Source organism: Lentzea sp. NPDC004782 (assembly GCF_040609115.1).
Taxonomy (GTDB): Bacteria; Actinomycetota; Actinomycetes; order Mycobacteriales; family Pseudonocardiaceae; genus Lentzea.
Map to the genome: position 1 here is coordinate 95,161 of NZ_JBEXJN010000002.1, position 24,012 is coordinate 119,172.

General features: G+C 68.8%; 17 protein-coding genes. 3 read left to right on the forward strand and 14 right to left on the reverse strand.

Going from position 1 to position 24,012, the window contains the following annotated elements; all coding sequences use genetic code 11:
- Complete coding sequence (fxsT, locus tag ABZV40_RS02160; RefSeq protein WP_355434422.1) at positions 1–4,425, forward strand: FxSxx-COOH system tetratricopeptide repeat protein; 4,425 nt, start codon at positions 1–3, stop codon at positions 4,423–4,425.
- Between the two features lie 9 nt (positions 4,426–4,434).
- Here the strand turns inward: fxsT and ABZV40_RS02165 are convergent, their stop codons facing one another.
- The 4 genes from ABZV40_RS02165 to ABZV40_RS02180 form a co-directional block, all read right to left on the reverse strand.
- On the reverse strand, positions 4,435–6,249 hold the full coding sequence (locus tag ABZV40_RS02165; RefSeq protein WP_355434425.1) for an HEXXH motif-containing putative peptide modification protein: 1,815 nt from the start codon (positions 6,247–6,249) through the stop codon (positions 4,435–4,437).
- 5 nt (positions 6,250–6,254) lie between these two features.
- Positions 6,255–6,446 (reverse strand): hypothetical protein, encoded by a 192-nt coding sequence (locus tag ABZV40_RS02170; protein WP_355434428.1) that lies wholly within the window; start codon positions 6,444–6,446, stop codon positions 6,255–6,257.
- Between the two features lie 179 nt (positions 6,447–6,625).
- On the reverse strand, positions 6,626–6,817 hold the full coding sequence (locus tag ABZV40_RS02175; RefSeq protein ID WP_355434967.1) for a DUF397 domain-containing protein: 192 nt from the start codon (positions 6,815–6,817) through the stop codon (positions 6,626–6,628).
- Between the two features lie 17 nt (positions 6,818–6,834).
- A complete protein-coding gene (locus ABZV40_RS02180; RefSeq protein WP_355434431.1) occupies positions 6,835–7,716 on the reverse strand; it encodes a Scr1 family TA system antitoxin-like transcriptional regulator in 882 nt (293 codons plus the stop codon).
- 221 nt (positions 7,717–7,937) lie between these two features.
- Here ABZV40_RS02180 and ABZV40_RS02185 point away from each other — a divergent pair, with 221 nt between their 5' ends.
- The gene (locus tag ABZV40_RS02185; protein ID WP_355434434.1) at positions 7,938–8,627 is read left to right on the forward strand and encodes a hypothetical protein; all 690 of its coding nucleotides are present in this window, start codon (positions 7,938–7,940) and stop codon (positions 8,625–8,627) included.
- A gap of 2 nt (positions 8,628–8,629) precedes the next feature.
- Here the strand turns inward: ABZV40_RS02185 and ABZV40_RS02190 are convergent, their stop codons facing one another.
- From ABZV40_RS02190 to ABZV40_RS02200, 3 genes are all read right to left on the reverse strand, one after another.
- Positions 8,630–11,917: an error-prone DNA polymerase gene (locus ABZV40_RS02190; protein WP_355434437.1), complete on the reverse strand. Its 3,288-nt coding sequence runs from the start codon at positions 11,915–11,917 to the stop codon at positions 8,630–8,632.
- Positions 11,918–11,980: 63 nt separating this feature from the next.
- The gene (locus ABZV40_RS02195) at positions 11,981–13,483 is read right to left on the reverse strand and encodes a DNA polymerase Y family protein (protein ID WP_355434440.1); all 1,503 of its coding nucleotides are present in this window, start codon (positions 13,481–13,483) and stop codon (positions 11,981–11,983) included.
- A complete protein-coding gene (locus ABZV40_RS02200; RefSeq protein ID WP_355434442.1) occupies positions 13,480–14,223 on the reverse strand; it encodes a hypothetical protein in 744 nt (247 codons plus the stop codon). The genes ABZV40_RS02195 and ABZV40_RS02200 overlap by 4 nt, the downstream gene beginning before the upstream one ends.
- A 224-nt stretch (positions 14,224–14,447) precedes the next feature.
- Between ABZV40_RS02200 and ABZV40_RS02205 the strand changes: the two genes are divergently transcribed.
- Entirely contained in the window at positions 14,448–15,176 is a 729-nt protein-coding gene (locus ABZV40_RS02205) for a hypothetical protein (protein ID WP_355434444.1), read from the forward strand.
- A 62-nt stretch (positions 15,177–15,238) separates the two neighbouring features.
- Here ABZV40_RS02205 and purH read toward each other — a convergent pair whose 3' ends face one another.
- The 7 genes from purH to ABZV40_RS02240 all read right to left on the reverse strand — a co-directional run bounded on the left by purH (position 15,239) and on the right by ABZV40_RS02240 (position 23,959).
- Complete coding sequence (gene purH, locus ABZV40_RS02210) at positions 15,239–16,810, reverse strand: bifunctional phosphoribosylaminoimidazolecarboxamide formyltransferase/IMP cyclohydrolase (RefSeq protein ID WP_355434447.1); 1,572 nt, start codon at positions 16,808–16,810, stop codon at positions 15,239–15,241.
- Entirely contained in the window at positions 16,807–17,424 is a 618-nt protein-coding gene (purN, locus tag ABZV40_RS02215; RefSeq protein ID WP_355434970.1) for a phosphoribosylglycinamide formyltransferase, read from the reverse strand. Before purN ends, purH begins: the two co-directional genes overlap by 4 nt.
- 55 nt (positions 17,425–17,479) lie before the next feature.
- Positions 17,480–18,979 (reverse strand): DUF6350 family protein, encoded by a 1,500-nt coding sequence (locus tag ABZV40_RS02220; RefSeq protein WP_355434450.1) that lies wholly within the window; start codon positions 18,977–18,979, stop codon positions 17,480–17,482.
- 125 nt (positions 18,980–19,104) lie between these two features.
- Positions 19,105–19,824 (reverse strand): DUF5336 domain-containing protein, encoded by a 720-nt coding sequence (locus ABZV40_RS02225; RefSeq protein WP_355434452.1) that lies wholly within the window; start codon positions 19,822–19,824, stop codon positions 19,105–19,107.
- A 199-nt stretch (positions 19,825–20,023) separates the two neighbouring features.
- Positions 20,024–20,911, reverse strand: coding sequence for a succinate--CoA ligase subunit alpha (gene sucD / locus ABZV40_RS02230; protein ID WP_355434455.1), 888 nt, complete (start codon positions 20,909–20,911; stop codon positions 20,024–20,026).
- 5 nt (positions 20,912–20,916) lie between these two features.
- Positions 20,917–22,083 (reverse strand): ADP-forming succinate--CoA ligase subunit beta, encoded by a 1,167-nt coding sequence (gene sucC / locus ABZV40_RS02235; RefSeq protein WP_355434458.1) that lies wholly within the window; start codon positions 22,081–22,083, stop codon positions 20,917–20,919.
- A 196-nt stretch (positions 22,084–22,279) separates the two neighbouring features.
- Positions 22,280–23,959, reverse strand: a complete 1,680-nt coding sequence (locus ABZV40_RS02240; RefSeq protein ID WP_355434461.1) for a hypothetical protein — start codon at positions 23,957–23,959, stop codon at positions 22,280–22,282.
- Positions 23,960–24,012: the final 53 nt, after the last annotated feature.

Sequence of the window (24,012 nt, forward strand, 5' to 3'; positions counted from 1 at the left end):
ATGGGCACGCCCAGCGGCGCTCCCGGTCCGCCCGGTGACCGGCGCAGGACCCACACCGCCGAGACAGCGCAGCCCGACAACGCCGAACTCGTGATCGACGACCTCGACTGGGCCGAGCTGGGAGACATCGTCTGGCTGGCCTCCGCCGTCCAGTCCGCCGGCCAGGAACGCGCGGCGCCTGAGCAGACCGAGCCAGAGCAAGCCGAGTCCGCGGACGTTCGGCAGCCGCCCGCCGACGTCGTCGAACCCGACCTGGCCCCGGATCCACCCGATCGTGAAGCTCTCCCGGCCGAGACACCGGAGCCGACCGTCCCGGCACCGCACGACGAACCGGCACAGGCGGAGTTCGCGACGGTGCCGGAGTTCCTCTCCCCGTCCGGCAACGGCGATCAGACCGGCAGCAGCACCCCGTTGATCGACTCGCTCGAGTGCTTCCGTGCTTTGCGGACGCTCAAACGCGAGGTGCGCTCATGGCGCGACGACGCGATGGTCCTGGACGAGCAGACGACGGCGGACCACGTGGCGCAGACAGGCCGCTGGTGGCCGGTGACCCGGCCACAAACGGAACGATGGCTCGACCTGACGCTCGTCGTCGACCAAAGCCCGCTGATGACGCTGTGGCAGTCACAGGTAGCCGCGTTCACCGAGATGCTGACCCGGCTCGGGGCCTTCCGCACGATCCAGACCCGCCTGCTCGAAGTCGTCGCGAACCCCGACGGTTCGGCGGCCCCGGTGCTGCGGGGCGGCACCGCCGAGACACCCGCGCGGGATCCAGCCGAGATCGTGGACGCGTCCGGCAGACGGGTCGTCCTGCTGCTGACCGACGGCGTGGGCGACACCTGGAGGCCTGACGTCCTGCTGCCGATGCTGGCGACGTGGGGCCGCACGATGCCGGTGAGCGTCGTGCACCTGCTGCCCCAGTGGCTGTGGGAGCGCGGCCGGGTACGAACGCACCGGGTCGAACTCAGTGCCCACGGACCGATGAAGCCCAACAGCCGCTGGACCTTCGACCTGCCCGACGCCTGGCTCGAGCCCGACCCCGCATCGCTGACCCGCCCCGGCACCGTGCCGGTCCCGGTCATCGAGATGCGGCCGCGGTGGCTGCGCTGGTGGAGCAGCCTGATCACGGGCGAGAGCCGCGGCCCGGTCTCCGGTACGGTCCTGCTGGCCACTCCTGACGCGCCGGCCTCCGAGGCGGCGTCCCTGCCTGCCCAGGACCACATCCGCCAATTCAGGAGCCAGGCCTCACCACCCGCGTTGCGACTGGCCACGCTGCTCGCCGCCGTTCCCGCGCACTTGGACGTTGCCCAATTAATTCGGCAACGATTCGTACCGGAAGCAGGAAACGACCATCTGGCCGAATTGCTCCTGAGTGGACTCATGCACTCGATCGGTCCGGAGGACGAGGAGTTCGCCCAGGACGCCAAAGCCTTCGCCTTCCCCGCAGCAGTTCGCGAACTGCTGCTGACGGCCGCGCGGCGGTCTGAGACCGCCAGCGTGGTTCAGGCCGCCGCCGCGGAGTTCTCTGACCGCCTCCCTGTCCTCGCACGTCTCCGAGACGCCATAGCAGATCCGCATAACACCCCTGACCCAGAGCCAACCAACACTTCGCATGCCGACGTGGTGCTGGAGCGCACAGTTATGAGAGCCTTGTCGGGACCCTACTTGTCCCGCGCGGATCGACTATGGAAAGTCGCGATGCAGGGGCGCTCGACTGTGCTAGCCCCTGAATCAATCAAGGGCAGCCTGACCAGGACTGCGAGCGAGGAAATGGCTGAACTGGCCGAGCGGCCCAGCGATCCTGCAGCAACCTCAACGCTGGAACCTCTCCCGGCTCGGCCCGTCAACGCCGTCATTTCTGACTCGCCGGTCGACCCTTCTGCGTATCACACATCCCCAGGCTCTCGCACCTTCCACAAACGACAGAAGGACGATCCGCCACCCGTTTGGGGGAATGTGCCGCCTCGGAATCCCAACTTCACCGGAAGGAAGGGACTTCTAGAACAACTGGGTAAACGCCTGAACGCAGGTGGCACCACCGCAGTACTTCCGTCAGCGCTGCATGGTATGGGCGGTATCGGCAAGACCCAGATGGCGACCGAGTACATCTACCGCCATTCACAGGACTACGACCTCATTTGGTGGATCGAGGCCGCCCGCGTGACCCAGATCCGCGCTAGTCTGACGGATTTGGCCAGGCAACTGGGCCTGCCAGGAGCGTCCGAGTCGAACACGGCGGTACCGGCTGTCCGCGAGGCGCTGCGCCTCGGCAGGCCGTTCCGGCGCTGGCTGCTCGTCTTCGACGCGGCGGAAAGCCCCGAGGAAGTGCTGCCGTTCATCCCCACGAACGGTCCCGGCGAAGTGCTCATCACGTCGCGCAACCCTGACTGGGCCGGCGTGGCCAGGCCCCTCGAACTCGCGGTGTTCGAACGCGAGGAGAGCATCGAACTGCTCGGCAAACGCGGCCCGGACATCGACGTCGACGACGCGAACCGACTGGCCGAGAAGCTGGGCGACCTCCCTCTGGCGGTCGAACAAGCGGCGGCCTGGCGAGCGATGACCGGCATGCCGGTGGCCGAGTACCTGCGCCTGTTCGACGAGTCCGTGGCGGAGATCCTCGACACCTCGGCGCCACCGGCCTACGAGGTCTCGGTCGCCGCGGCGTGGAACGTCTCGTTCGACGAGTTGAAAACCCGCAATCCCGCAGCCCACCAGATCCTGCACATCTGCGCCTTCTTCTCACCGGAACCGATCTCCCGCGACCTGTTCACCGGTGTCAGCCGCGGCGTGTCGATCTCCCCGGAACTGGACGCGGCACTGCGCGATCCGATCAAGCTGGCAAAAGCCATCCGCGACATCAACCGCTACGGCCTCGCGAAGATCGACCACGGCAACAACACCATCCAGCTCCACCGACTGGTCCAGTTGGTGTTGCGCAACCGCGTGATGGCACCGCAGCTGCAGGCTCAGATGAAGCACGGCGCACACCAGCTGCTCTCCGGCCGCGATCCGAACGACCCAGAGTCGGCCCGCCACTGGCCGCGCTACCGCGAACTGCTTCCCCACGCCTACGCGGCCGACATCGTCGACTGCGAGGACGGCTGGGTCAGGCAGCTCGCGATCAACCTGATGCGCTTCCTGTTCGCATGGGGTGACCACGAGGAAGCCGCGAGGTTCGCCGAGTTCGCGCTGGAGAAGTTCGAGCGACAGCTTGGCCCGACCGATCCGCAAACCCTCGACGTCGCCCAACGGCTCGGCCTGTACCTGTGGGGCCTGGGCCGGTACGAGGAGGCCTCCAGGATCAACCAGCTCACTCTGCAGCGACGCATCCAGGTGTCCGGCGAGGACAGCGAGGAAACGCTCGCCCTGCAGACGAACATCGTGATCGACCTGCGCGCCAAGGGAGACTTCGCCCAAGCGTCGAAGCTGAGCGAGGAGATCTACACCAAGTCCAAGCGACTGTTCGGTGAAGAGGACCCGGAAGCTCTCAACGCCGCTTACCAGCACGCTCTCAGCCTTCGGCTCTCCGGGGAGTACCGGGCGGCAGCCGACCTCGACGAGAGCACCTTTCAGCGACGGATCGAGGTTCTGGGTCCTGATCACCCCAAGACGCTCAGCACCAACGCGGCCCTCATCGTCGACCGTCGAGAAGCGGGCGAGTACATGCGAGCCCGAATCGATCAGGAGAAGCTCCGCGTTCTCTTCCAAGCCCGCTTGGGCGAGGACCATGCTGACACCTTGGTGATGGGTTTCCTCCTGTCGGTCGCCAGGCGCAAGGACGGTGAGCACACCACCGCACTCGAGCTGTCGATGGCAGCCCTCAAACGGTTCACGGTGATGTACGGCGCCGACCACCCCACCACGATGGCGTGTGCACTCGCGCATTCGATCGATCTTCGCCACTCAGGTGATCTGACTGCCGCGAAGGCCTTGGGAGAACAGACGTTCGAGCGGTACCGCCGCAGCCTCGGAGAGCACCATCCGCACACACTCGCCGCGACAGTCGACCTCGCGGTCACGTTGCGATTGCAAGGCGAAGCGGCCGACGCGCGTGTCTTGGACGAACGAGCGCTCGAGTTCTTCCGCACAGGTATCGGTCCGAACCATCCTTACTCGGTCATCGCGACCATCAACGTGGCCAGCGACCTCGCAGCCGTCGGTGACACCTCTTCGGCGGTGACTCTCGGCCAGGACGCGGTCGAGCGTGCCGAACGAGTCCTGAGCGTCAACCATCCCACGACACTGGCGGCGGCGATCAACCTCGGTCTCGACCTGCGTGCGATAGGACGAACGGAGGACGCCGAGCCCTACCGGGGCCCGGTCCTGGACAGGTACCGCAAGATCCTGGGAGAGGCTCACCCCGGAACCATCGCCGCCATCAAGGGAGCGCGCGCGGACTGTGACATCGACCCGATTCTGATGTAGTTCCCCACCTCAATCGGAGACGAGCTGACCGATCCACGACGCCACTTCCTCCGGTGTCGGCACGGCAGCCGCGGTGCACCGCAACTCCCGGTGCACCGCGCGCACCAGTTCGGGACAGTGAAGCAGTGCGCGGGCGGCGGGCCCGGATCCGACCGCTGCCAACGAGAGCCCAAGCCCCACCAGGGACGCCGGCCGGTCAGGATCCGCCCGCAGTTCGGCGCGGTAGTTTCGGGCCGCGTCCGCGAACCGACCGGCCGCATAAGCGAAATCGGCAGGCGTGGCATCGGGAACGGTCAGCCACACAGCGTGCAACCCAGCCCGCCCGACCGCGGTCAGGCTCAGCCTGACCAACGTGGCGCGGCTGCGTGGCCACGCACCGTCCGGCACGGGTGTCGGCGCCAGATCAGCCCGGGGCGGTACGACAGGTGGCAGAGCGTGACCTCTCCGCCAAGCATCCACTACAGACGCAACCACTGCGGTGTCCGGCCGCAGATGTCGTAGCCGCCATCCGGCTCGGTGGTCCGCAGCGACCGCGGCAGCCAACGCGGAGATGTCTTCCGGAACTGGTTCCTGTTGCCATGGACCGAGGACCTCGCCCATACCGGCCAGAAACCGCCGTCCGGCATCGGTGAATGTCGCGTCCTCACGGAGCGCCAGCAGCGTGCGCCACGTTTGGCCGCGCCAGAAAGCGAACTCGAACCACGCCCGTCGAGTGACCGTACCGGTCCCGGTTCTGGCGAGGGCTCGCCAGAACGCGGTAACGCCGAAGAACGCGTAGACGCCCTGCAAGGCTCCCCGGACCGGGCGGGGATCGTCCCGCCAGGGCACGTAGATCCGTTCGCGCGGATCGCTCTCGTACAACTGGGTCAGATGCAGAATTCCACCGAGCACGATGTGCTGCAGCTCGTGGACCAGGGTCGCGGCCAGCGCCGGTCCATCGGTCGGTCGCCCGACAACAGCGCTGCCGAAAGCCTCGCCGGTCGACGCGCTCGGATTCTGGAAGGGCACATGAGGCTTGGGTACCAGCGAGCTCAAGCCGGCCGACAGCACAAGAGCGAAGTCCGGCATCGTCGAAACCACGAGCTGCCAAGCCTCATCGAGCAGCCGGCTCCACGCGTCGAACTCGACGGCGTCCAATCTCTGCGGCAACAGAGGTTCGTACAACCCGCGATACGGGTCGGCGTCGTCGAGACGAACTGCGAACCTGGGTCGCCCAGATCCGCACCGGTGTCGCCGGACGTGCTGCCAACCAGGTGAATCCACAGTGGAGGAATACGGCACGAGCACTTCGGCGGCCTCGTTGGCGACCACGTATGCACCGCGGCCGCCTCGCACCGTCGCCACCGCGAAAGGCTCCGAGGAAGACAGCTGAGCAGTGCCGAGCGATGGCAAGGAGGCGTTCCCTTCCCACAGGGGCACCGCGAGCTCGAAATCCAGACCAGCCCTGATCGCCGCAGCCGCGGCGATCGCGTGCACGTGGCCGAGATGCACCCACAGCGGACATGTTCCGTCGATGCCGTCTCGGAGCAGGCGAGTCGTGTAACCGGCCCAGCTTCCGGTGTAGGGATGCGTGAGCAACCGTTCGAATGCCGCCGGACACGCGTGTTCAACCCTACCCAACAAGTCCCACACGGCCTCGATCGGTGGCAACGGCCCGTACGACTCCGGCGCCTTCGCGGATGCGTCCAGCAGGGCGTGCAGCAACAGCTTCCGCCTGCTGCGCTCAGCCCGCCAGAGCCTGCGCACCATCGACGCATCACCCTCAAGACGAGCGAACGCGTCGAAGTCGTCCCAGGGTATGTGGTGGAACACCGCGCCGACCATCACGATCAGTCGATCCGCTCACCACCGGATGCGTTACTGCTTCGATAGGGAGACCGGACGAGGCAAGCCCTTTCGACCACATGGCGCAACGCATTGCGCAGGATTTCGCCGTCCAGCTCACGCAGTTTGGTGAACGGAACCCTCTCGAGGTCGAGCAGTTCGGATTCGACGCCTGGTTCGCTACCCGATGAAGCCATGGTGTTGGTCCCCTCATGCCGCAACCCGCAAGAGCAGGCAGCACCATGATGACGCAACCTCAAGTGCTTGCGGAAGACTGACGCCGACACTCCTCGACCTGGATATGACAGACACGAAGATCACCGGCAGCAGCACGAAATATTCGTTTCGAGGTGTGCTTGCCCCGGCCGCTCGACGGTTAAGAGCAGCCGACAGCGTTCAGGAATGCCCTCCACCCTTCGCCGGAAACAGAGAGCACGGGTTGACCGGCACGCCGATCCTTGCTGTCGCGGACCAAGATTGCGTCAGCACCGAGATTGACCTCGACACAGCTTCCCCCGGAGTTGCTGTAGCTGCTCTTGAACCACCCTTTGCCTCCACAGCGGGACACGGAGGCATTCTTGCTGGTCAATCCAACTCCTTGATGCGCTGGCGAATCAGAGCCAGCGAGTTCTGTTTGCTCAGTGTGTGCCTGAGCGCATCGTCAAAAGTGGCGGCGAACTCTCGGACCCGATCGGGATCGTCGATTATCACCCGGCTTGTAATGCTCTCCTGCCAGGCCACAGTCGGCAGCCGAGGGTTCGGAAAATCGATCAGGTGCGTGGTCGCCGCCCCGAACAACCCGCATGATGTCGCCGTGAACGGGACGATCCTCACTTCGATGTTGTCCGAATGCTCTTCGATTGTTCGCGCCAGGTACGAGAGTTGCCCTCGATGAACCTCTGGGCCGCCGATTTCCTGCCGAAGCGCTGCCTCGCTGATGATCGCTGTCATGTGCATGGGATCGTCACCGACGAGGCGTTGCTGCCTCTGAATGCGAACTTCCGCTCGGGGGTCGACCTCCGCACGTAATTCGGTGACCGAGGGGATCATGATCGCCTTCGCGTACTCGGGGGTCTGCAGGAGCCCCGGAATGAGGAGGCTCTCGTAGTACCGAACCCGGTTGGCACCGGCCTCCAGACCGATCAGGCGCTGGAGCTCACTGCTGAGCACCCCGCTGTACCCCATCCACCAGGCGCGCCCCTTGGCCGCCGCCCGGAGGTCGAGCAGTTCCTGCTGTTCCTCCGCGTCGTACTCGAGCAACTCGACGAGCTTGATCAGATTCTCCTCGGAGAGGATCTTGCGCTCGTTCTCGACGGCGGACCAGTAGTTGCGCGTGAAGCCAAGCCTCTGAGTGATGGTCTTGACCTCGACGCCCAGTTCGTCACGGCGCTGCCGCAGCCGGAGTGCGAGTTCCCAGGCTGCGACGACAGGTGACGTCGACACCGGCACGACCCCCTTCGGCGGCATCTGATCGAACGAACTTGCACAGGTATATCACGCGGTTGACAGCACTGGCTGTTGAACCGGTAACCTTTCTGGTTACAGTAACCAGACCATCACAAGGTTCCCTAGCGCCGGGGTGAAGCCCCCTTCTACGCCTGCTCGAGTCAAACCGTGCGCCACGGGGTTGCCTGTCGACGGAACGACACTGCCGCAGCACGCCCGAGGCCGTAGGGGGAGGAGCGATGATGAGCAGTCCCATACCCGAACCGCGCGGCCCGAACGTGGGCAGCGAACTGCTGGTCGTGGCCGGCGACGAAGCTCTCATGCTGACCACGGCGCACCGCACCATCGTGGCCGCGGACATCGTCGATTTCGGGCAGCACAGCCGCAACAACATCAACCAGGTGCGGATCCGGCACGGCATGTACAAGGCGATGCAAGCCGCCTTCGACGCCGCCGGCATTCCCTGGTCGTCGTGCCGCCACGAGGACAGAGGGGATGGCGTGCTGGTGCTCGTCCCCGCAGACGTGCGCAAGACGCTGCTCGCCGACCACCTGCCGAACGCGCTCGTCGAGGCGTTGGTGCGGCACAACCGAATACACCCGCCGCGCGAGCGGATACGGCTGCGGTTGGCTCTCCACGCAGGGGAGATCAACTACGACCAGCACGGTGTGACCGGATACGCGATCAACCACACGTTCCGGCTCCTCGACGCCGATGCCACCAGAAGCGCGCTGAAGAAGAACTCCTCGGCCGTCCTGGCCGTCATCGGTTCGGCGTGGTTTTTCGACGAGGTCATCCGGCACAGCGAGCTCAGCCAGGCCAAGGCGTACCGGCGGGTGGAGGTGTCGAACAAGGAGACGACGACCCATGCCTGGGTTCGCCTGCTTCGGCCACCCGTCATGCGCCGTCTGCACGCCCCGCCGAACCCGTGAGATCAGCGGAAGTCCCGCGACTTCGACGGGATCCGCAGGTCGAGGTGTTGCAACCGGTCCGCCATCAAGCTGACCACGCCCTCGGCGGACTCCACCACGCCCCGCACGAGCATCGCGCCACTGCTGCGCGCCACTCGCCGATACCGCGCCCACAATCCCGGTGAGCACACGACGTTCACCATCCCGGTCTCGTCCTCGATGTTGAGGAACGTCACCCCGCCCGCCGTCGCCGGACGCTGCCGATGTGTCACCGCGCCACCGATCAACACGCGCGTCCCCGGTTTCACCGAGGCGAGGGCGGTGACTGGCAGGGCTCCCATCGAGTCCAGCCGCGACCGCACGAACTGGGTCGGGAAGCTGTCCGGTGACAGGCCCGTGGCCCAGACGTCCGCCACGGCCAGCTCGACCTCGTCCATGCCGGGCAACGACGGCGCGTCCACCCCGACCGCGGTGCCGGGCAGGCGGTCCGGCCGGATCGCGGCCACCGCGCCCGCCGCCCACAGGGCCTCCCTGCGCTCCAGACCGAAGCAGGAAAAAGCGCCCGCGGTGGCCAGGGCTTCCACCTGGGCCGTGGTCAGCTGCACGCGGGAACCGAAGTCCTCCATGTCGCGGAACGGTTGTGCCGCAACGATTCGCGCGGCATCAGCCGCTCCGATCCCCCGGACCGCCGCCAGCCCGATGCGGACGGCGTTCTCACCACCGAAGCGTTCCAGACCTGCCCAGGGAAGTGACGCGTTCACGCACGGGCCGTGCACGGTCACGCCGTGGCGGCGGGCGTCGGCCACCAGGGACTGCGGCGAGTAGAAGCCCATCGGCTGCGCGCGGAGCAGGGCCGCGCAGAACGCCGCCGGGTGGTAGAGCTTGAACCACGCGCTCACGAACACCAGGTGCGCGAACGACAGCGCGTGCGACTCGGGGAAGCCGAAGTTCGCGAACGCCAGCAGTTTCGCGTAGATGCGGCCCGCCAGTTCCTCGCCGATGTCGTTCGCGGCGCAGCCCTCGTAGAAGCGGTCGCGCAGGCGTTCCATGCGGGCCGTCGAACGCTTGGCGCCCATCGCGCGGCGCAGCTCGTCGGCCTCGGCGGCGGTGAACCCGGCCACGTCGACCGCGATCTGCATGAGCTGTTCCTGGAACAGCGGGACGCCGTAGGTCTTGTGAAGCGCGTTCTCTAGCAACGGGTGGTCATAGTCCCACTTCTCGGCCCCGTTGCGACGCCGGATGTACGGGTGCACCGAACCGCCCTGGATCGGGCCCGGCCGGATCAGCGCCACCTCGACGACGAGGTCGTAGAACTCGCGTGGCTTCAATCGCGGCAACGTCGCCATCTGCGCACGGCTCTCCACCTGGAAAACCCCGACGGAATCGGCTTTCTGCAGCATTTCGTAGACGCGCTCGTCCTCCAGATCGATCTTGCCCATGTCGACCTCGACGCCCTCGTGGTCGCGCACGAGGGCGATGGCGTAGTGCAGGGCGGAGAGCATGCCGAGGCCGAGCAGGTCGAACTTCACCAGGCCGATGGACGCGCAGTCGTCCTTGTCCCACTGCAGCACCGTGCGGTCCGGCATGCGCGCCTTCTCCACCGGGCACACCTCGCTGACCGGGCGGTGGCAGATCACCATGCCGCCCGAGTGGATGCCCAGGTGGCGCGGGAAGTTCTCCAGCTGCGCGGACAGCTCCAGCACCGGACGCGGGATGTCGCAGTCGTCGGTGGTGGTGCGCAGCGGTCCCCACCGGTCTATCTGCTTGCTCCACGCGTCCTGCTGGCCCGGCGAGTGGCCGAGGGCGCGGGCCATGTCGCGCACGGCGGAACGGGCGCGGTAGGTGATGACGTTCGCGACCTGGGCGGCGTGGCGCCGGCCGTACCTGGAGTAGACGTACTGGATCACCTCCTCGCGCCGGTCGGACTCGATGTCGACGTCGATGTCGGGAGGGCCGTCGCGGGCGGGGGCGAGGAAGCGTTCGAAGAGCAGGTCGAAGCGGACCGCGTCCACGTTGGTGATGCCGAGCGCGAAGCACACCGCGGAGTTCGCCGCGGAACCCCGGCCCTGGCAGAGGATGTCGTTGCGCTTGCAGAAGTTCACGATGTCCTGCACGACCAGGAAGTAGCCCGGGAAGCCGAGCTGCTCGATGATCTTCAGCTCGTGCTCGATCTGCCGGAACGCCTTCTCGTCGTGGTCGCCGTACCTGCGCCGCGCGCCCTCGTGGGTGAGCTTGCGCAGCCAGCTGCTCTCGGTGTGGCCGGGCGGCACGTCGAACGGCGGCAGCTGCGGTGCGACGAGGCGGAGGTCGAACGCCAGTTGCATGCCGAGCAACGCCGCGTTGTGCACGGCACCGGGATAACGGCGGAACCGGTGCCACATCTCCTCGCCGCTGCGCAGGAACGCGGCGGGTGCCGGTGGCAGCCAGCCCGCCATGTCGTCGAGGCTGCTCCGAGCGCGGACGGCGGCCATCGCGGCGGCGAGCCTGCCGCGGCTCGCGGTGGCGTAGTGCACGGCATTCGTTGCCACCACGGGAAGTTTGAGATCCTGCGCCATCGCGAAGAGGAGGTCGTTGCGCCGGCTGTCCTCGGGCAGGCCGTGGTCGGTCAGCTCGACGTAGACGCGTCCCGTGCCGAACAGGTCGGTGAGCCGGACGATCTCCCGGTACGCCGCCTCCGGCCCCTCCCTGGTCAACGCCCTGCGGACGGTTCCCTTGCGGCAGCCCGTCAGCACCACGACCTCACCGCGGGTGTCCTCCACGACCTGGTCGAGGTCGTAGACGGGCTTGCCCTTCTCCGCATCGTCGTGGAGGTGCCCGGTGGTGAGCGTGCGGCACAACCGGTGGTAGCCCTCCTGTTGGCGCGCAAGGAGAAGGAGGTGATCACCTTCAGGGTCCGGTTCACCGTTGGCGGGCTTCGAGAGCCCGATGCTCAGCTCGGCGCCGAACACCGTGTGCATCCCGAGCTCCTTCGCGGCCTCGGCGAACCGCACCACGCCGTACATGCCGTCGTGGTCGGTGATCGCGATGGCGTCGAGCTTGAGCCGTTGCGCCTCCTCGACGAGCTCCTCCGGGTGGCTCGCGCCGTCGAGCCAGCTGAAGTTGGAGTGGCAGTGCAGCTCCGCGTACGGCACGCGCTTGCGGGTGACCGCGAGCTCGTCCACGCGCAGCTGGAACCCCGGCGGCGCGGTGTACCGGTCGCGGTGCCGTGACCACCCCGGACCGTCGCCGCCGTCGGGTTTCTGCTCGACGGGTTTGCCGGAAAGAGCGCGTTCCAGCTCCTTCCAGCGGACCGGCGGGTTATTCCACCCCATCGCAAGCCTTGCGCGGCAACGGGATCAGCAGCTCCAGCAGCTCCCGGCACTGGTCGTCGTGCATCAGTCGTACACCCCTTCCAAGAACCACCTCTGGTCCCTGCGGATCAGCAGGAACGCCTCGTCCCGCGTCTGCACCTGGACGCGCGCTGCCCGGTGCGGGTCCGGCGCCCACCACCGCTCGTCGACCGGCCACGGCCCGGCCCACGCGGTCACCTCTTGCGCTTTTCCTTTCACCACAATGCTTTTGGGCCGTGTGGTGAGTTCGAGACGACCGGTCACGCCGACCTCGTCGCCGTTCGCGTCCTTCAGCTCGGCCGGGTCGTCCGCGAGCGTCGCGGGCGCCCTGGTCAACCGGCCGGGCCACGGGTGGTCCGGGTTGTGCACCGGCACCCGTTCGTCGCCCCACGGCACGAGCCTGACCTGCTCCTTCGGCCCCCTGCCGCCGTCGAGCACCGGCATGAGCACGCCGTCCGGGCCGAGCAGACCCTGGACGTGCAGCAGGGCGCGCACCGCGCGTTCGTCGTCGTGACCCCACAACCCGAGCTGAAGCGCGGTGCCGTTGACGACCTCGACCGGTTCGAGGGTGAGCGTCCTGATGCCGGAGGTGAGGCGTTCGCGGGTGAGCCAGCCGTCGAGCTGCCAGCGCACGCGGTCCGCGATTCCCCGCGGTGTCAACGGTTCCGCGGCCCGCCACACCCGGTGCAGCTCCTCGTCGTGCTCGGTGCGGGCGTGGATGCCGAGCCTGGTGCACGCGAGACCGCGGTTCGCGAGGTGCTCGTGCAGCCGCTCGGAGAGGATCTTCGCGGCGAACGCGGCCGAGTCGATGCGCTCGACCGGTTCGTCGAAGGTCTCCGTCACGGCCAGCTCCGGCGCGGGTCTGCGCTTGTCGAGCGGGCGTTCCGGCAGGCCGCGGGCCAGGCGGTGCTGGCGCGTGGCCGGGCCGCCGAACCTCGACGCCACCGCGTTCTCCGGCACGTCCGCGAACGCGCCGAGCGTTTTGAGGCCGAGTCTCCGCAACAGGTCGACCAGTTCCGGTGCGTCGAGCTCGTGCACGCCCAACGGTCTGAGGAACTCCGCGGTCCGGTTCGGCGGGACGATCACGTTGCGGTGCGCGGCTTTCGTGGCCGCGAAGAGGCTGTCGGCCATCCCCACCTGGGCTTCCGTGCCGGTCCGGGCCGCGATGTGGTCGACGATGCGTTCGGCTGCCTGCTCGGCGGAGGAGAAGTAGCCGACCGGTCCCCGCGCCGGCACCGCGACCAGGCCCGGTTGCACGACCTCGATGCCGGGTGCGAGCTCCTCGACCGCCGCCGCGACCGGTTCGAAGAACCTGGCGTCGCGCTGCGGGTCGTGCTCGAAGGTCACGAGCTCCGGGCACATCGACTCGGCCAGGCGTTTGCGCATGGCTCTGCGGATGCCCTCGGCCCGTGCCACCGCCGAGGTGGACACGATCTCGTTGCCGTCGAGAACCGCCACCGGCACGTGCTGGCTGGTGCCGGTGGCGGTGCAGGCGGCGACGACCGGCCAGTCGGGGCACCAGACCGCGAGGAGACGGGTGTCCTTCACGCAGGACGACCCCTGGTTGTAGCCCGCCTGGAGGCCAGCTCGTCGACCCGGTCCGGACCGGCATCAGCCGGCTCGTCGGACGCAGGCGGGTCACCGGCCACCAGCGGGAGCTCGATCTCTTCTTCGCCGAACGTCAGCACCACGTGCTTGGGCTTGCCCGCCTCGCCGCGGCCACCGCTGCGCACGCTGATCTGCTGACGCCGCAACGTTTCCGCGCCGTCGTAGAGCGGGTTCCAGTGCACGGACTCCGCGGTGAGCACCACGTCGGGTGAGGGCCAGGCCCCGAAGGCGATCAGGACGGCTCGGCGTTGGCGGGCGCGTGCGGTGAGGCGGCGCGCGAGTGAGGGAGGCAGTGGACAGGCGACGGCCACGAGGTCGATGCCGTCCAGCAGGGCCGCGATGACAGGCCCCGGATCGGCACCGGGCCGCGGGACGAGTACCAGCCGCTGCACCGAGACCCCGAGCTCGGCCGCGGCCAGCACGCCCACCTGCGGCAGACCGACCACGGCGGCCCAGCAGCCGTCCGCGGTCGCGCCCGCGAGCAGGGCGAGCAGCAGCGATGTCGATCCGCCCACCGACACCGTGCTGCCTCGCCGCAAGCCGCCCCACGGCAGCAGGCCCGCCAGTTCCCCGCGAACCGGCAGCACCCGCCCCGTGGCGTGGTCGGTGGTGGTGCTGGTCAGCTCGCTGGCCGGGTTCACCCCGAGCGCGGCCAACGACGCCGTTGCCGACCTGGACACTCCACCCACCTCCCGTCTCGGACCGTGCGCACCCCTGTGCACGGCCGCCGCGGGAAGTTCGGCGACTTGCTTATTCGAACTCCTGTTCGAACGAACGGGATGATCGTAGCGCGCCTCCGCACCCCTGTGTCAATGCCAGAGCGTCACTCTTTCGGGGGACAGGTGCACGCGGCCGGACGAGGTCATCTACGGTGTCCGGATCACCGGGACTCACTGGGGAAACTGTGAACCAACCACCACACGGGTGGCAGCAGCCACCACCCGGATGGCAGCAGCCTCCGCCCGGATGGCAGCAGCCTCCGCCGGGCTACGGCTATCCGCCACCGCCGCCACCGTCACCACCGAAGAAGAGCAAGGCACCGCTGATCATCCTGCTGATCATCGGCCTGCTGGTGCTCGGAGGTGGCGGCGCCGTCGCGCTCGTCCTCTACCTCGACGTGAACAAGGACGGCGGCGATCCGAAGCGCGCCGACAAGCTGCCGGCGCTGTGCGGCAACATCTCCGAGGCCGCTCTGGCCAGAGCGCGCGTCACGAACCCGGACGGGCTCGGTTCGTCCGAACTCGACGTGGGTGAGAACAGCAAGCGCACGATCTGCGAGTGGAGCCAGACCAAGGGCGTCGACGGCACCGGTTACCGCCGCGCAACCGTGTACGTCACGACCAACTCGAACGACACCGACGTCAACGAGATGGTGGCGGACCACATGAAGACCAGGGGCGTGCCGCAGCAGAAGTCGCTCGACGGGCTCGGCGACAAGGCCGCGGCGGTGCTGGTGCGGGAGGACGACTCCGCGATCACGGACATCTGGATCATCGTGCGCAAGGGCAACACCGTCGTCCAGGTCGACTACACCGGCTGGGACGCGGGCATCTTCACCAACACCAAGCCGGACGTCCCGGAGTTCGAAGCCGCCGCGAGAGGCCTGGCCGAGGCGATGGTCGCGAAGCTCTGACGGGAAACGATGAACGGCGCATTTGTCCACCTGAGGTGGACAAATGCGCCGTTCATCGTTGTTCAGTGCGCGAAGTGGCGCGTACCGGTGAGGTACAGGGTGATGCCGTGCTCCTCGGCCTTCGCGATCACCTCGGGGTCGCGGACCGAGCCACCGGGCTGCACGACCGCGCGCACACCGGCCTCCAGCAGCACCTCGAGACCGTCCGGGAACGGGAAGAAGGCGTCGGACGCCGCGACGGCACCCTTGGCCCGCTCGCCCGCGCGCTTCACCGCGAGGTGCGACGAGTCGACCCGGTTGACCTGCCCCATGCCGACACCGACGGTCGCGCCGTCGTTCGCCAGCAGGATCGCGTTCGACTTCACGGCACGGATGGCGCGCCACGCGAACTCCAGGTCCGCCAGCGTCTTCTCGTCCGCGGGCTTGCCGCACGCGAGCGTCCAGTTCGCGGGCGAGTCGCCTTCGGCGTCGATGGCGTCGCGCTGTTGCAGCAGCAGGCCACCGGACACCGGACGCATCTCCGCACCACCGCGGGCCGGCGGTTCGGCCACGAGGATGCGCACGTTCTTCTTGCGCTGCAACACCTCCACCGCACCGTCCGCGTAGGACGGAGCGATGATCACCTCGGTGAAGATCTCCGAGACGAACTCGGCCATCTCCACGGTGACCTCGCGGTTGGCCGCGATGATGCCGCCGAACGCGCTGACCGGGTCGCACTCGTGCGCCTTGCGGTGCGCGTCCGCGATGCTCACGTCGGACACCGCGATGCCGCACGGGTTGGCGTGCTTGATGATCGCGACGCACGGACGCTCGTGGTCCCACGCGGCACGCCAGGCGGCGTCGCCGTCGAGGTAGTTGTTGTACGACATCTCCTTGCCGTGCAACTGCTTCGCCGACGCCAGGCCCACGCGGCCGTCGCCCTGCGTGTAGATCGCGGCGTGCTGGTGCGGGTTCTCGCCGTAGCGCAGCACGTTCGACCGGTTCCAGGTCGCGCCGACCCAGCCGGGGAAGCCCGAACCCTCGTCGTCGGGCGCCAGCACGTTGCCGATCCAGGACGCCACGGCCACGTCGTAGGTCGCGGTGTGCCGGAACGCGTCCGCGGCCAGCTTCTGCCGGTCGGCCAGGGTGAAGCCGCCCTCGCGGACGTTCTCCAGCACCCACTCGTAGCGCGCCGGGTCGACGACGACCGCGACGTTCGCGTGGTTCTTCGCCGACGCGCGGACCATCGCGGGCCCGCCGATGTCGATCTGCTCGACGCAGTCGTCGGGCGAAGCACCGGACGCGACGGTCTGCGTGAACGGGTACAGGTTCACGACCAGCAGGTCGAACGGCGCGATGTCCATCTCGCGCAGCTGCTGGACGTGCGTCTCCTTGCGCAGGTCCGCGAGCAGACCGGCGTGCACGCGCGGGTGCAGCGTCTTGACGCGGCCGTCGAGGCACTCGGGGAACCCGGTCACCTGCTCGACCGGCGTCACGGGGACGCCCGCGTCGGCGAGGACCTTCGCGGTGCCGCCGGTGGACACGATCTCGACTCCGGCCGCGTGCAGGCCGGTGGCCAGTTCCAGCAGGCCGGCCTTGTCGGAGACCCCGATCAGGGCCCGGCGGACCGGTCGCCTCTCGGCAGGAGTGGTCACGGGATGCTCACCTTTCGTCCGTTCACGGTGCAGCCCTCACGGGCCAGTCGGCCGACCGTCTCGACGAGCAGCCGGCGTTCGACGACCTTGATGCGTTCGTGCAGGGTCTCTTCGGTGTCGTCGGGTTCGACGACCACGGCCTCCTGCGCGAGGATCGGCCCGGTGTCCACGCCCGCGTCGACCAGGTGCACCGTCGATCCGGTGACGTGCACGCCGTAGGCCAGGGCGTCCCGCACGCCGTGGGCGCCGGGGAACGCGGGCAGCAGCGCGGGGTGGGTGTTGATCATCCGGCCGCCGAAGCGGGCGAGGAACGCCGGGCCGATGATCTTCATGAAGCCGGCGGACACCACCAGGTCCGGCTCGTACGACACGACCGCCTCGGTCAGCGCGACGTCCCACGCGGCCCGGTCGGCGTGGTCGCGCAGCTTCACGGCGAAGTGCGGCACCCCGGCGCGTTCGGCGCGCTTGAGGCCTTCGATGTTCTCGCGGTCGGCGCCGACCGCGACCACCTCGATCGGGAGGTCGGCGTCCAGCAACGCCTGCATGAGGGTTCCGGAACCGGAGACGAGTACGACGACGCGCGCCGGTGTGGGAAGCCGAAGTTCGGTGCTCAGCGTCTACTCCTGGTCGTGCGGCGGTGTTGCAGCAGCTCAGGGGCAGCCTATGACGTCACCGTTCCGGCTTGCCGTCCAGGTCCTCCTCGGGCTCCATGCCGAGCATCTCGTCGAACTCCGCGTCGAGGTCCTCTTCTTCTGCCTCAACGTCTTCCTCGGGTTCTTCGTCTTCCTCGACGACGTCTTCCGGCTCTTCCTCGTCGTACTCGTCGTAGTAGTCGTCTTCTTCGAGGTCTTCCTCGACCTCGAACTCGTCCTCGTCGACCACTTCGAGCTGCTCGAACTGGTCGGTGAGCTCGTCGTCCTCGAACACGACGTCGGAGTCGGCGGCTTCGTCCTCGTCGAAGTCCGGCTCGACGAACTCGGCGTCGTCGGCCACCACCGCGGGCTTCACCCGCGCCCCGGCGAGCCAGGCCACCAGCGCACCCGGCACCAGCACCCACAGCGCCACCATCAGGGCCAACAGACCCGCGGGCACCGTCACGGGGTCGAACGCGCCGGACGCCAGCCGTCCACCGGCGGTCGCGGCGAGCACCAGGCTGCCCACGGCGGCGGTGACCGCGGCGACCAGCACCGCGCGCAACCGCGAACTCGGCCGGTCGGAGACCTTGCGGCAGGTCCAGCCGACGAACGCGCCGATCAGCGCCGCGCCGGCCAGCACGGCCGGGCTGAACGCGGACTTGTCCTCGGGCATCGCCGCGAGCAGCGGCACCGGGGGCACCGGCCCGCCGACGAACCGCATCGGCGAGACCTCGACCCCGCCGAGCGAGAAACCGGCGCCCACCACGTACGAGAAGCCCGCGATGACCGCGTTCGGCAGGTAGGCCAGGCACAGCAGGAACACACCGAGCCCGACGCCGACCGACGGACCCGCGCCCGCGAACAGCTCTCCGGTCCTCGACCACGAGGCCGCAAGGCCGCCCGCCACCGCCAACGCACCCACGCTGACCAGTGCGAACAACGCCATGAAGCCCGAGCGCAGACCGTGCAGCGCCACCGGGTCGAGCTTGTCGAACACCATCTCGACCAGACCGCAGCGACGGGCGACACCGAGCGTGGCGGCGAGACCGGACACGGCGGCGCACCCGAAGAACGCGACGGCGGGCGTGGCGCGCACGACGCCGTCGCCCATCAGCAACGCGATCGTGCCGCCCACGACCGCGTGAGCGCCGGCGATGCTCAGCACGACACCGCGCGCCTGCAGCGGTTCGTAGAGGCCGAGCCGGTCGGCCGTGCCCGCGGCGGTGCGGCCGACGAGCAGCATCAGCAACGCGGTGGGCAGCAACGGCAGCACGCCGAGCTGTCCCGCGTCGAAGCGCAACGGCACGTGGTGCGCGGCCAGCCAGGCGGGCGCGGCCGCGCTGAGCACACCGGCGGTGGAGAAGGTGGCGTAGGTGGCCGTGGCGGAGATGAGAGCGAGCACTGCGGCGACGGCGGCGTACCCGACGACCACCGAGCCGACCGCGGCCGCCACGAGCACGCGCATGCGTTCGGAGCGCGAGAACTCGGGCGGACGCACGGTGGCGACCTCACGGGTCACATCGCGTTGCAGCACGGGCACTTCTCCACTGTGTCAGGCCGGCTGGGCCGTTCGAGTGAGGCACGCCGGGTCATACGACAGGGGTGGTGCCGGAGATCCCGGCACCACCCCAGAAGAAAACCAGCACAGAGGTCGAACGCTTACTGCTGCGGTCCGCCGAAGCCACCGGGCGGCGTGCCGGGAGCACCGAACTGGCCGGGCTGCGGCATGAAGCTGGTCTGCTGCGGCGGCTGACCCGGCTGCGCGGGCTGCTGCGGCTGCTGACCGAACTGCTGCTGGCCGAACGACGGCTGCTGCGGAGCCTGCTGCTGCTGGGGCGCACCGTGCTGCGGGTGCTGACCCTGCTGCGGGAAGGCGCCGGACTGCGGGTTCCAGCCGCCGGGCTGACCGGGCTGGCCGCCGTAGGGGTTCGCGGGCTTCGGCTCGAACTTCACGATGCCCTCGGCGAGCAGGAAGGCGAGCACGATGGCCGCGGTCTCCAGCAGCGCGACGATGAGCAGGACGATGTCGAGGCCCTGCACCGACGGCGACTTGATGATGACCTGCAGCTGCAGCAACGTCTGCACGGCCGCGAGGATCGCGGCGACCGGGACGAAGCCCCTCGGGATGCTCGGCAGCACCGAGAGCCCCGCGAGCATGCCGGCGGCGAGCAGGTACGTGACGTTGCCGCTGCTGACGTCGTCCGCGAACGCGATGAGGTAGGCCACGAGGCCGAGACCTGCCGCGACCAGCGGGAGGATCAGGCCGAGGTTGATGTTGTTGGCGCCGGGAGCGCCGGGGGCGCCGTGGGCCTGAGGCGGTGCCTGGTGCTGTGCCGGACCCGGCGGCTGCTGTTGGGGTGCGCCGTAAGGCACGGACATGTCGAGGTCTCCTCCTCCAGCCGAGTGATGCTTCAAAACGCTACTTGACGCACATGCTCAGACGATGACCGGATCATGCCGGTTCCGCCACACGAGCGAGGGCCGGACTCCGAAAGTACTCCGCTGCCGAACGCACGCGGGGACCTTTCGTACTCTCGGAAGGTACGAAAGGTCCCCGCGTGCCGTTCAAGAGCTCGGCTCAGAGAGCGTTCATGATCTCGCGCATCAGGGCGGCGGTCTCGGACGGCGTCTTGCCGACCTTGACGCCGGCGGCCTCGAGGGCCTCCTTCTTGGCCTGCGCGGTGCCCGCCGAGCCGGAGACGATGGCGCCGGCGTGGCCCATGGTCTTGCCCTCGGGGGCGGTGAAGCCCGCGACGTAGCCGACGACCGGCTTGGTCACGTTCTCCTTGATGTACGCGGCCGCGCGCTCCTCGGCGTCGCCGCCGATCTCACCGATCATCACGATCGCGACGGTCTCGTCGTCGGCCTGGAAGGCCTCGAGGGCGTCGATGTGCGTGGTGCCGATGATCGGGTCGCCACCGATGCCGATCGCGGTGGAGAAGCCGAAGTCCCGCAGCTCGTACATCATCTGGTAGGTCAGGGTGCCGGACTTCGACACCAGACCGATCTTGCCGCTGCCCGCGATGTTCGCGGGGATGATGCCGGCGTTCGACTTGCCGGGGCTGATGATGCCGGGGCAGTTCGGGCCGATGATGCGGGTCTTGTTGCCGGTCGCGACGGCGTGCGCCCAGAAGTAGGCGGTGTCGTGCACCGGGATGCCCTCGGTGATGACGACGGCCAGCTCGATCTCGGCGTCGATGGCCTCGATCACGGCGGCCTTCGCGAAGGCCGGCGGCACGAAGATCACGGTCACGTTCGCGCCGGTGGCCTCCATGGCCTCCTTGACCGAACCGAAGACCGGGAGGACGGTGCCGTCGAAGTCGACCTTCTCGCCGGCCTTGCGCGGGTTCACGCCACCGACGATGTTCGTGCCGGACGCGAGCATGCGCTTGGTGTGCTTGGTGCCCTCGGCACCGGTCATGCCCTGGACGATGACCTTGCTGTTCTCGTTGAGGAAGATAGCCATCGTTCTCAGACCCCCGCAGCCGCGAGCTCGGCGGCCTTGGCGGCCGCGTTGTCCATCGTGTCGACAACGGTCACCAGCGGGTGGTTGGCCTCGGCGAGAATCCGGCGGCCCTCCTCCACGTTGTTGCCGTCGAGGCGGACGACGAGCGGCTTGGTGGCCTCGTCGCCGAGGATTTCCAGCGCCTTCACGATGCCGTTGGCCACGGCGTCGCAGGCGGTGATGCCACCGAAGACGTTGACGAACACCGAACGCACGGCCTCGTCGCCGAGGATGACGTCCAGGCCGTTCGCCATGACCTCGGCGGACGCGCCGCCGCCGATGTCGAGGAAGTTCGCGGGCTTCACGCCGTACTGCTCACCGGCGTACGCCACGACGTCCAGAGTGGACATCACGAGACCGGCGCCGTTGCCGATGATGCCGACCTCGCCGTCGAGCTTGACGTAGTTGAGGCCCTTCTCCTTGGCCTTGGCCTCGAGCGGGTTCTCGGCGGCCTTGTCGACCAGCTCGGCGTGCGCCGGGTGGCGGAAGGAGGCGTTCTCGTCGAGCGTGACCTTGCCGTCGAGCGCGACGATCTTGTCCTGCGGGTCGCGGACCAGCGGGTTGACCTCGACGAGCGTGGCGTCCTCCGCGACGAAGGTCTCCCACAGCTTGACGATCGTGTCGATGACCTGGTCCTTGACCTCGGCCGGGAAGTTCGCCGCGTCGGCGATCTCCTTCGCCTTGGCCGCGTCGACACCCTCGATGGCGTCGATGTGGATCTTCGCGAGGGCCTCGGGCTTGGTGGCCGCGACCTCCTCGATGTCCATACCGCCCTCGACGCTCGCCATGGCGAGGAACGTGCGGTTGGCACGGTCGAGGAGGAAGGAGAAGTAGTACTCCTCCGCGATGTCGGAGGCGGGCGTCACCAGCACGCGGTGAACGATGTGCCCCTTGATGTCCAGGCCGAGGATGGCGGTCGCCTTCTCCTCGGTCTCCTCGGCGGTGGAAGCGAGCTTCACACCACCGGCCTTGCCGCGGCCGCCGGTCTTGACCTGGGCCTTGACGACGACGGGCTGGCCGAACTTCGCGGCGATGGCCTTGGCGTCGGCGGGGTTGGTGGCCACATCGCCCGGCAGTACCGGGACGCCGTGGGCGGCGAAGAGGTCCTTCGCCTGGTACTCGTACAGGTCCACTCGGGTCTCCTGCGACGTCGGTGTCGGAACACCGCGCCTGGGTGGTCCTCAAGGGGCCGTGCGAACCCACTTGACGCGGCTGGGCCAAGACACTATCGAGCTGCGGCTACCGCTCGCACGCCACCACTGGTGAGGTCGGTCTCAACGGCGGTGAGGTCGATCACGCGCACGCGCGCGAATACAGGAAAGAGCGCGTTCAACGGGTCGCGCGAGCGCCCATCAGGCCCGCCGCGACCAGCAGTGCCGCGCAGGACGCCAGCGCGAGCCACGTGCCGGGCCCCGCCGTCGCGCCCACGACCTTGTCGCCCGTCAGCGGCAGTTCCAGCGCACGCACACCCATCAACAGCACCGCGCCGGCGAGCACCGCGGCGCCACGAGCCGGCCTCGACCGCAGCGCGACCACCAGGCCGAGGATCAGCAGCGTGAGAGAGACGAACAACGCCACCCAGATCGCCACGTCGGTGTCGGGCCCCAGCGTCGGCGCCTTGTAGTCGGCCGCGCGCACGGCCGGCAACGCGAAGGCACCCACCGCGAAGAGCCCGGCGAGCAGTGCCGCGCCCAGCTCTGTCATCGGGACCTCGTGCTTGCGGCCGGGTTCGGCGTTCTCGCGCTCGACCGCACCGGCGAGGCCCGCGCAGACCAGTGCGAGCAGGCCGAGCGGGAGCTCGACGACCATCAGCCAGAAGCCGGCGCCCGGCTGCGCGATGCCCGCCTGGCTCGCGGTCAGCACGGGTTCGGCCGCGCCCGCCGCGGCGAGCTGCACCGCGAGGAAGCCGAACAGCAGCGCCGGGCGCACCGCGGCGGCGACGGACGGCACGAGCGACGCGAGACCCAGCACGCCGAACGCGAGCCCGGCCGGCCAGAGCAGCTTCGCGGACGCGAGTTCCGGCGCGTCCCCGCCCGTCGAGAGGACGAGCTGCGGCAGAACCGCGCCGATGAGCACCATCAGAGAGGAAAGAACAGTGAGCACCCCCGCGGCCACGTGCATGCGCCGCACCGTCGGCAGGGCGGGGTCGCGGGTCTCGTCGCGCTTGCCGCTGAGCAACCGCGCCAGCCTGGACAGCAGCGGCACCGCGGGCAGCGTCAGTGCGGCGAGCAGCACGAGCACCGACCCCGCCGTGATGCCAAGACCGGTCGCGACGGTGCCCGCCACCAGCGGCGGGAGCACCACGGCCAGCAGCGCGAGCGACACGCCGAACGCCCCGCCCTCGCGGGTGTCCGGGTCGGGCGAGCTGGCCGCGAGCGCGGTGGCGAGCGGCGCGGCGAGGGCCACGAGCAGCCCACCGGTCAGACCGAGCACCGGCAGGTCCCACGGCCCGCGGTCGAGCTGGAACGGGTCCGTCGAGGTGAACGGCTTGCCGAGCAGCCCGACGGCCGCCACCGCGGCGATGATCACCGGAAGCGCCACGAGCGTCGGGGGTTCCGACTCGTCCGCCGGCATGCCCGCCCGACCGGCTGCCGGCACACCACCCGCGATCACCAGCGCGTGCCCGGCGATCAACAGCCACAACCCGGCGGACGGGGTGACCGCGAGCAGGGTGGTCGGCCGGAACAGCTCCGGGCGCGCCACGGCCATCGGGGCGAACGCGATCTGCAGGTCGCTCAGCAGCCGTCCGACCGAGAGGACACCGACCGCCGCGATCAGTCCCGCCGCCACGAACGGCCTGCCGCGGAAGAGCAGCACGCCCGCGACGACCGGCGGCGCCAGCGCCAGCAGCGCGAGCAGCGGCCACGACGTGAAGTCGGGTTCCGCACCGTTGACCACCCCCAGCAGCGGGCCGGCGGCGAGGAGGAGACCGCCCGCCGAGGCGAGCGCCCACGAGATGCGCAGCCGAGCGGCGGCCGGGGTCTGGTTCTCGAGCTCGGTTCGAGTCATCGCGGGCGAACCTAGCAAGTCACCTGGTGGTTTCCGCGTCAGCGTGTTGGACG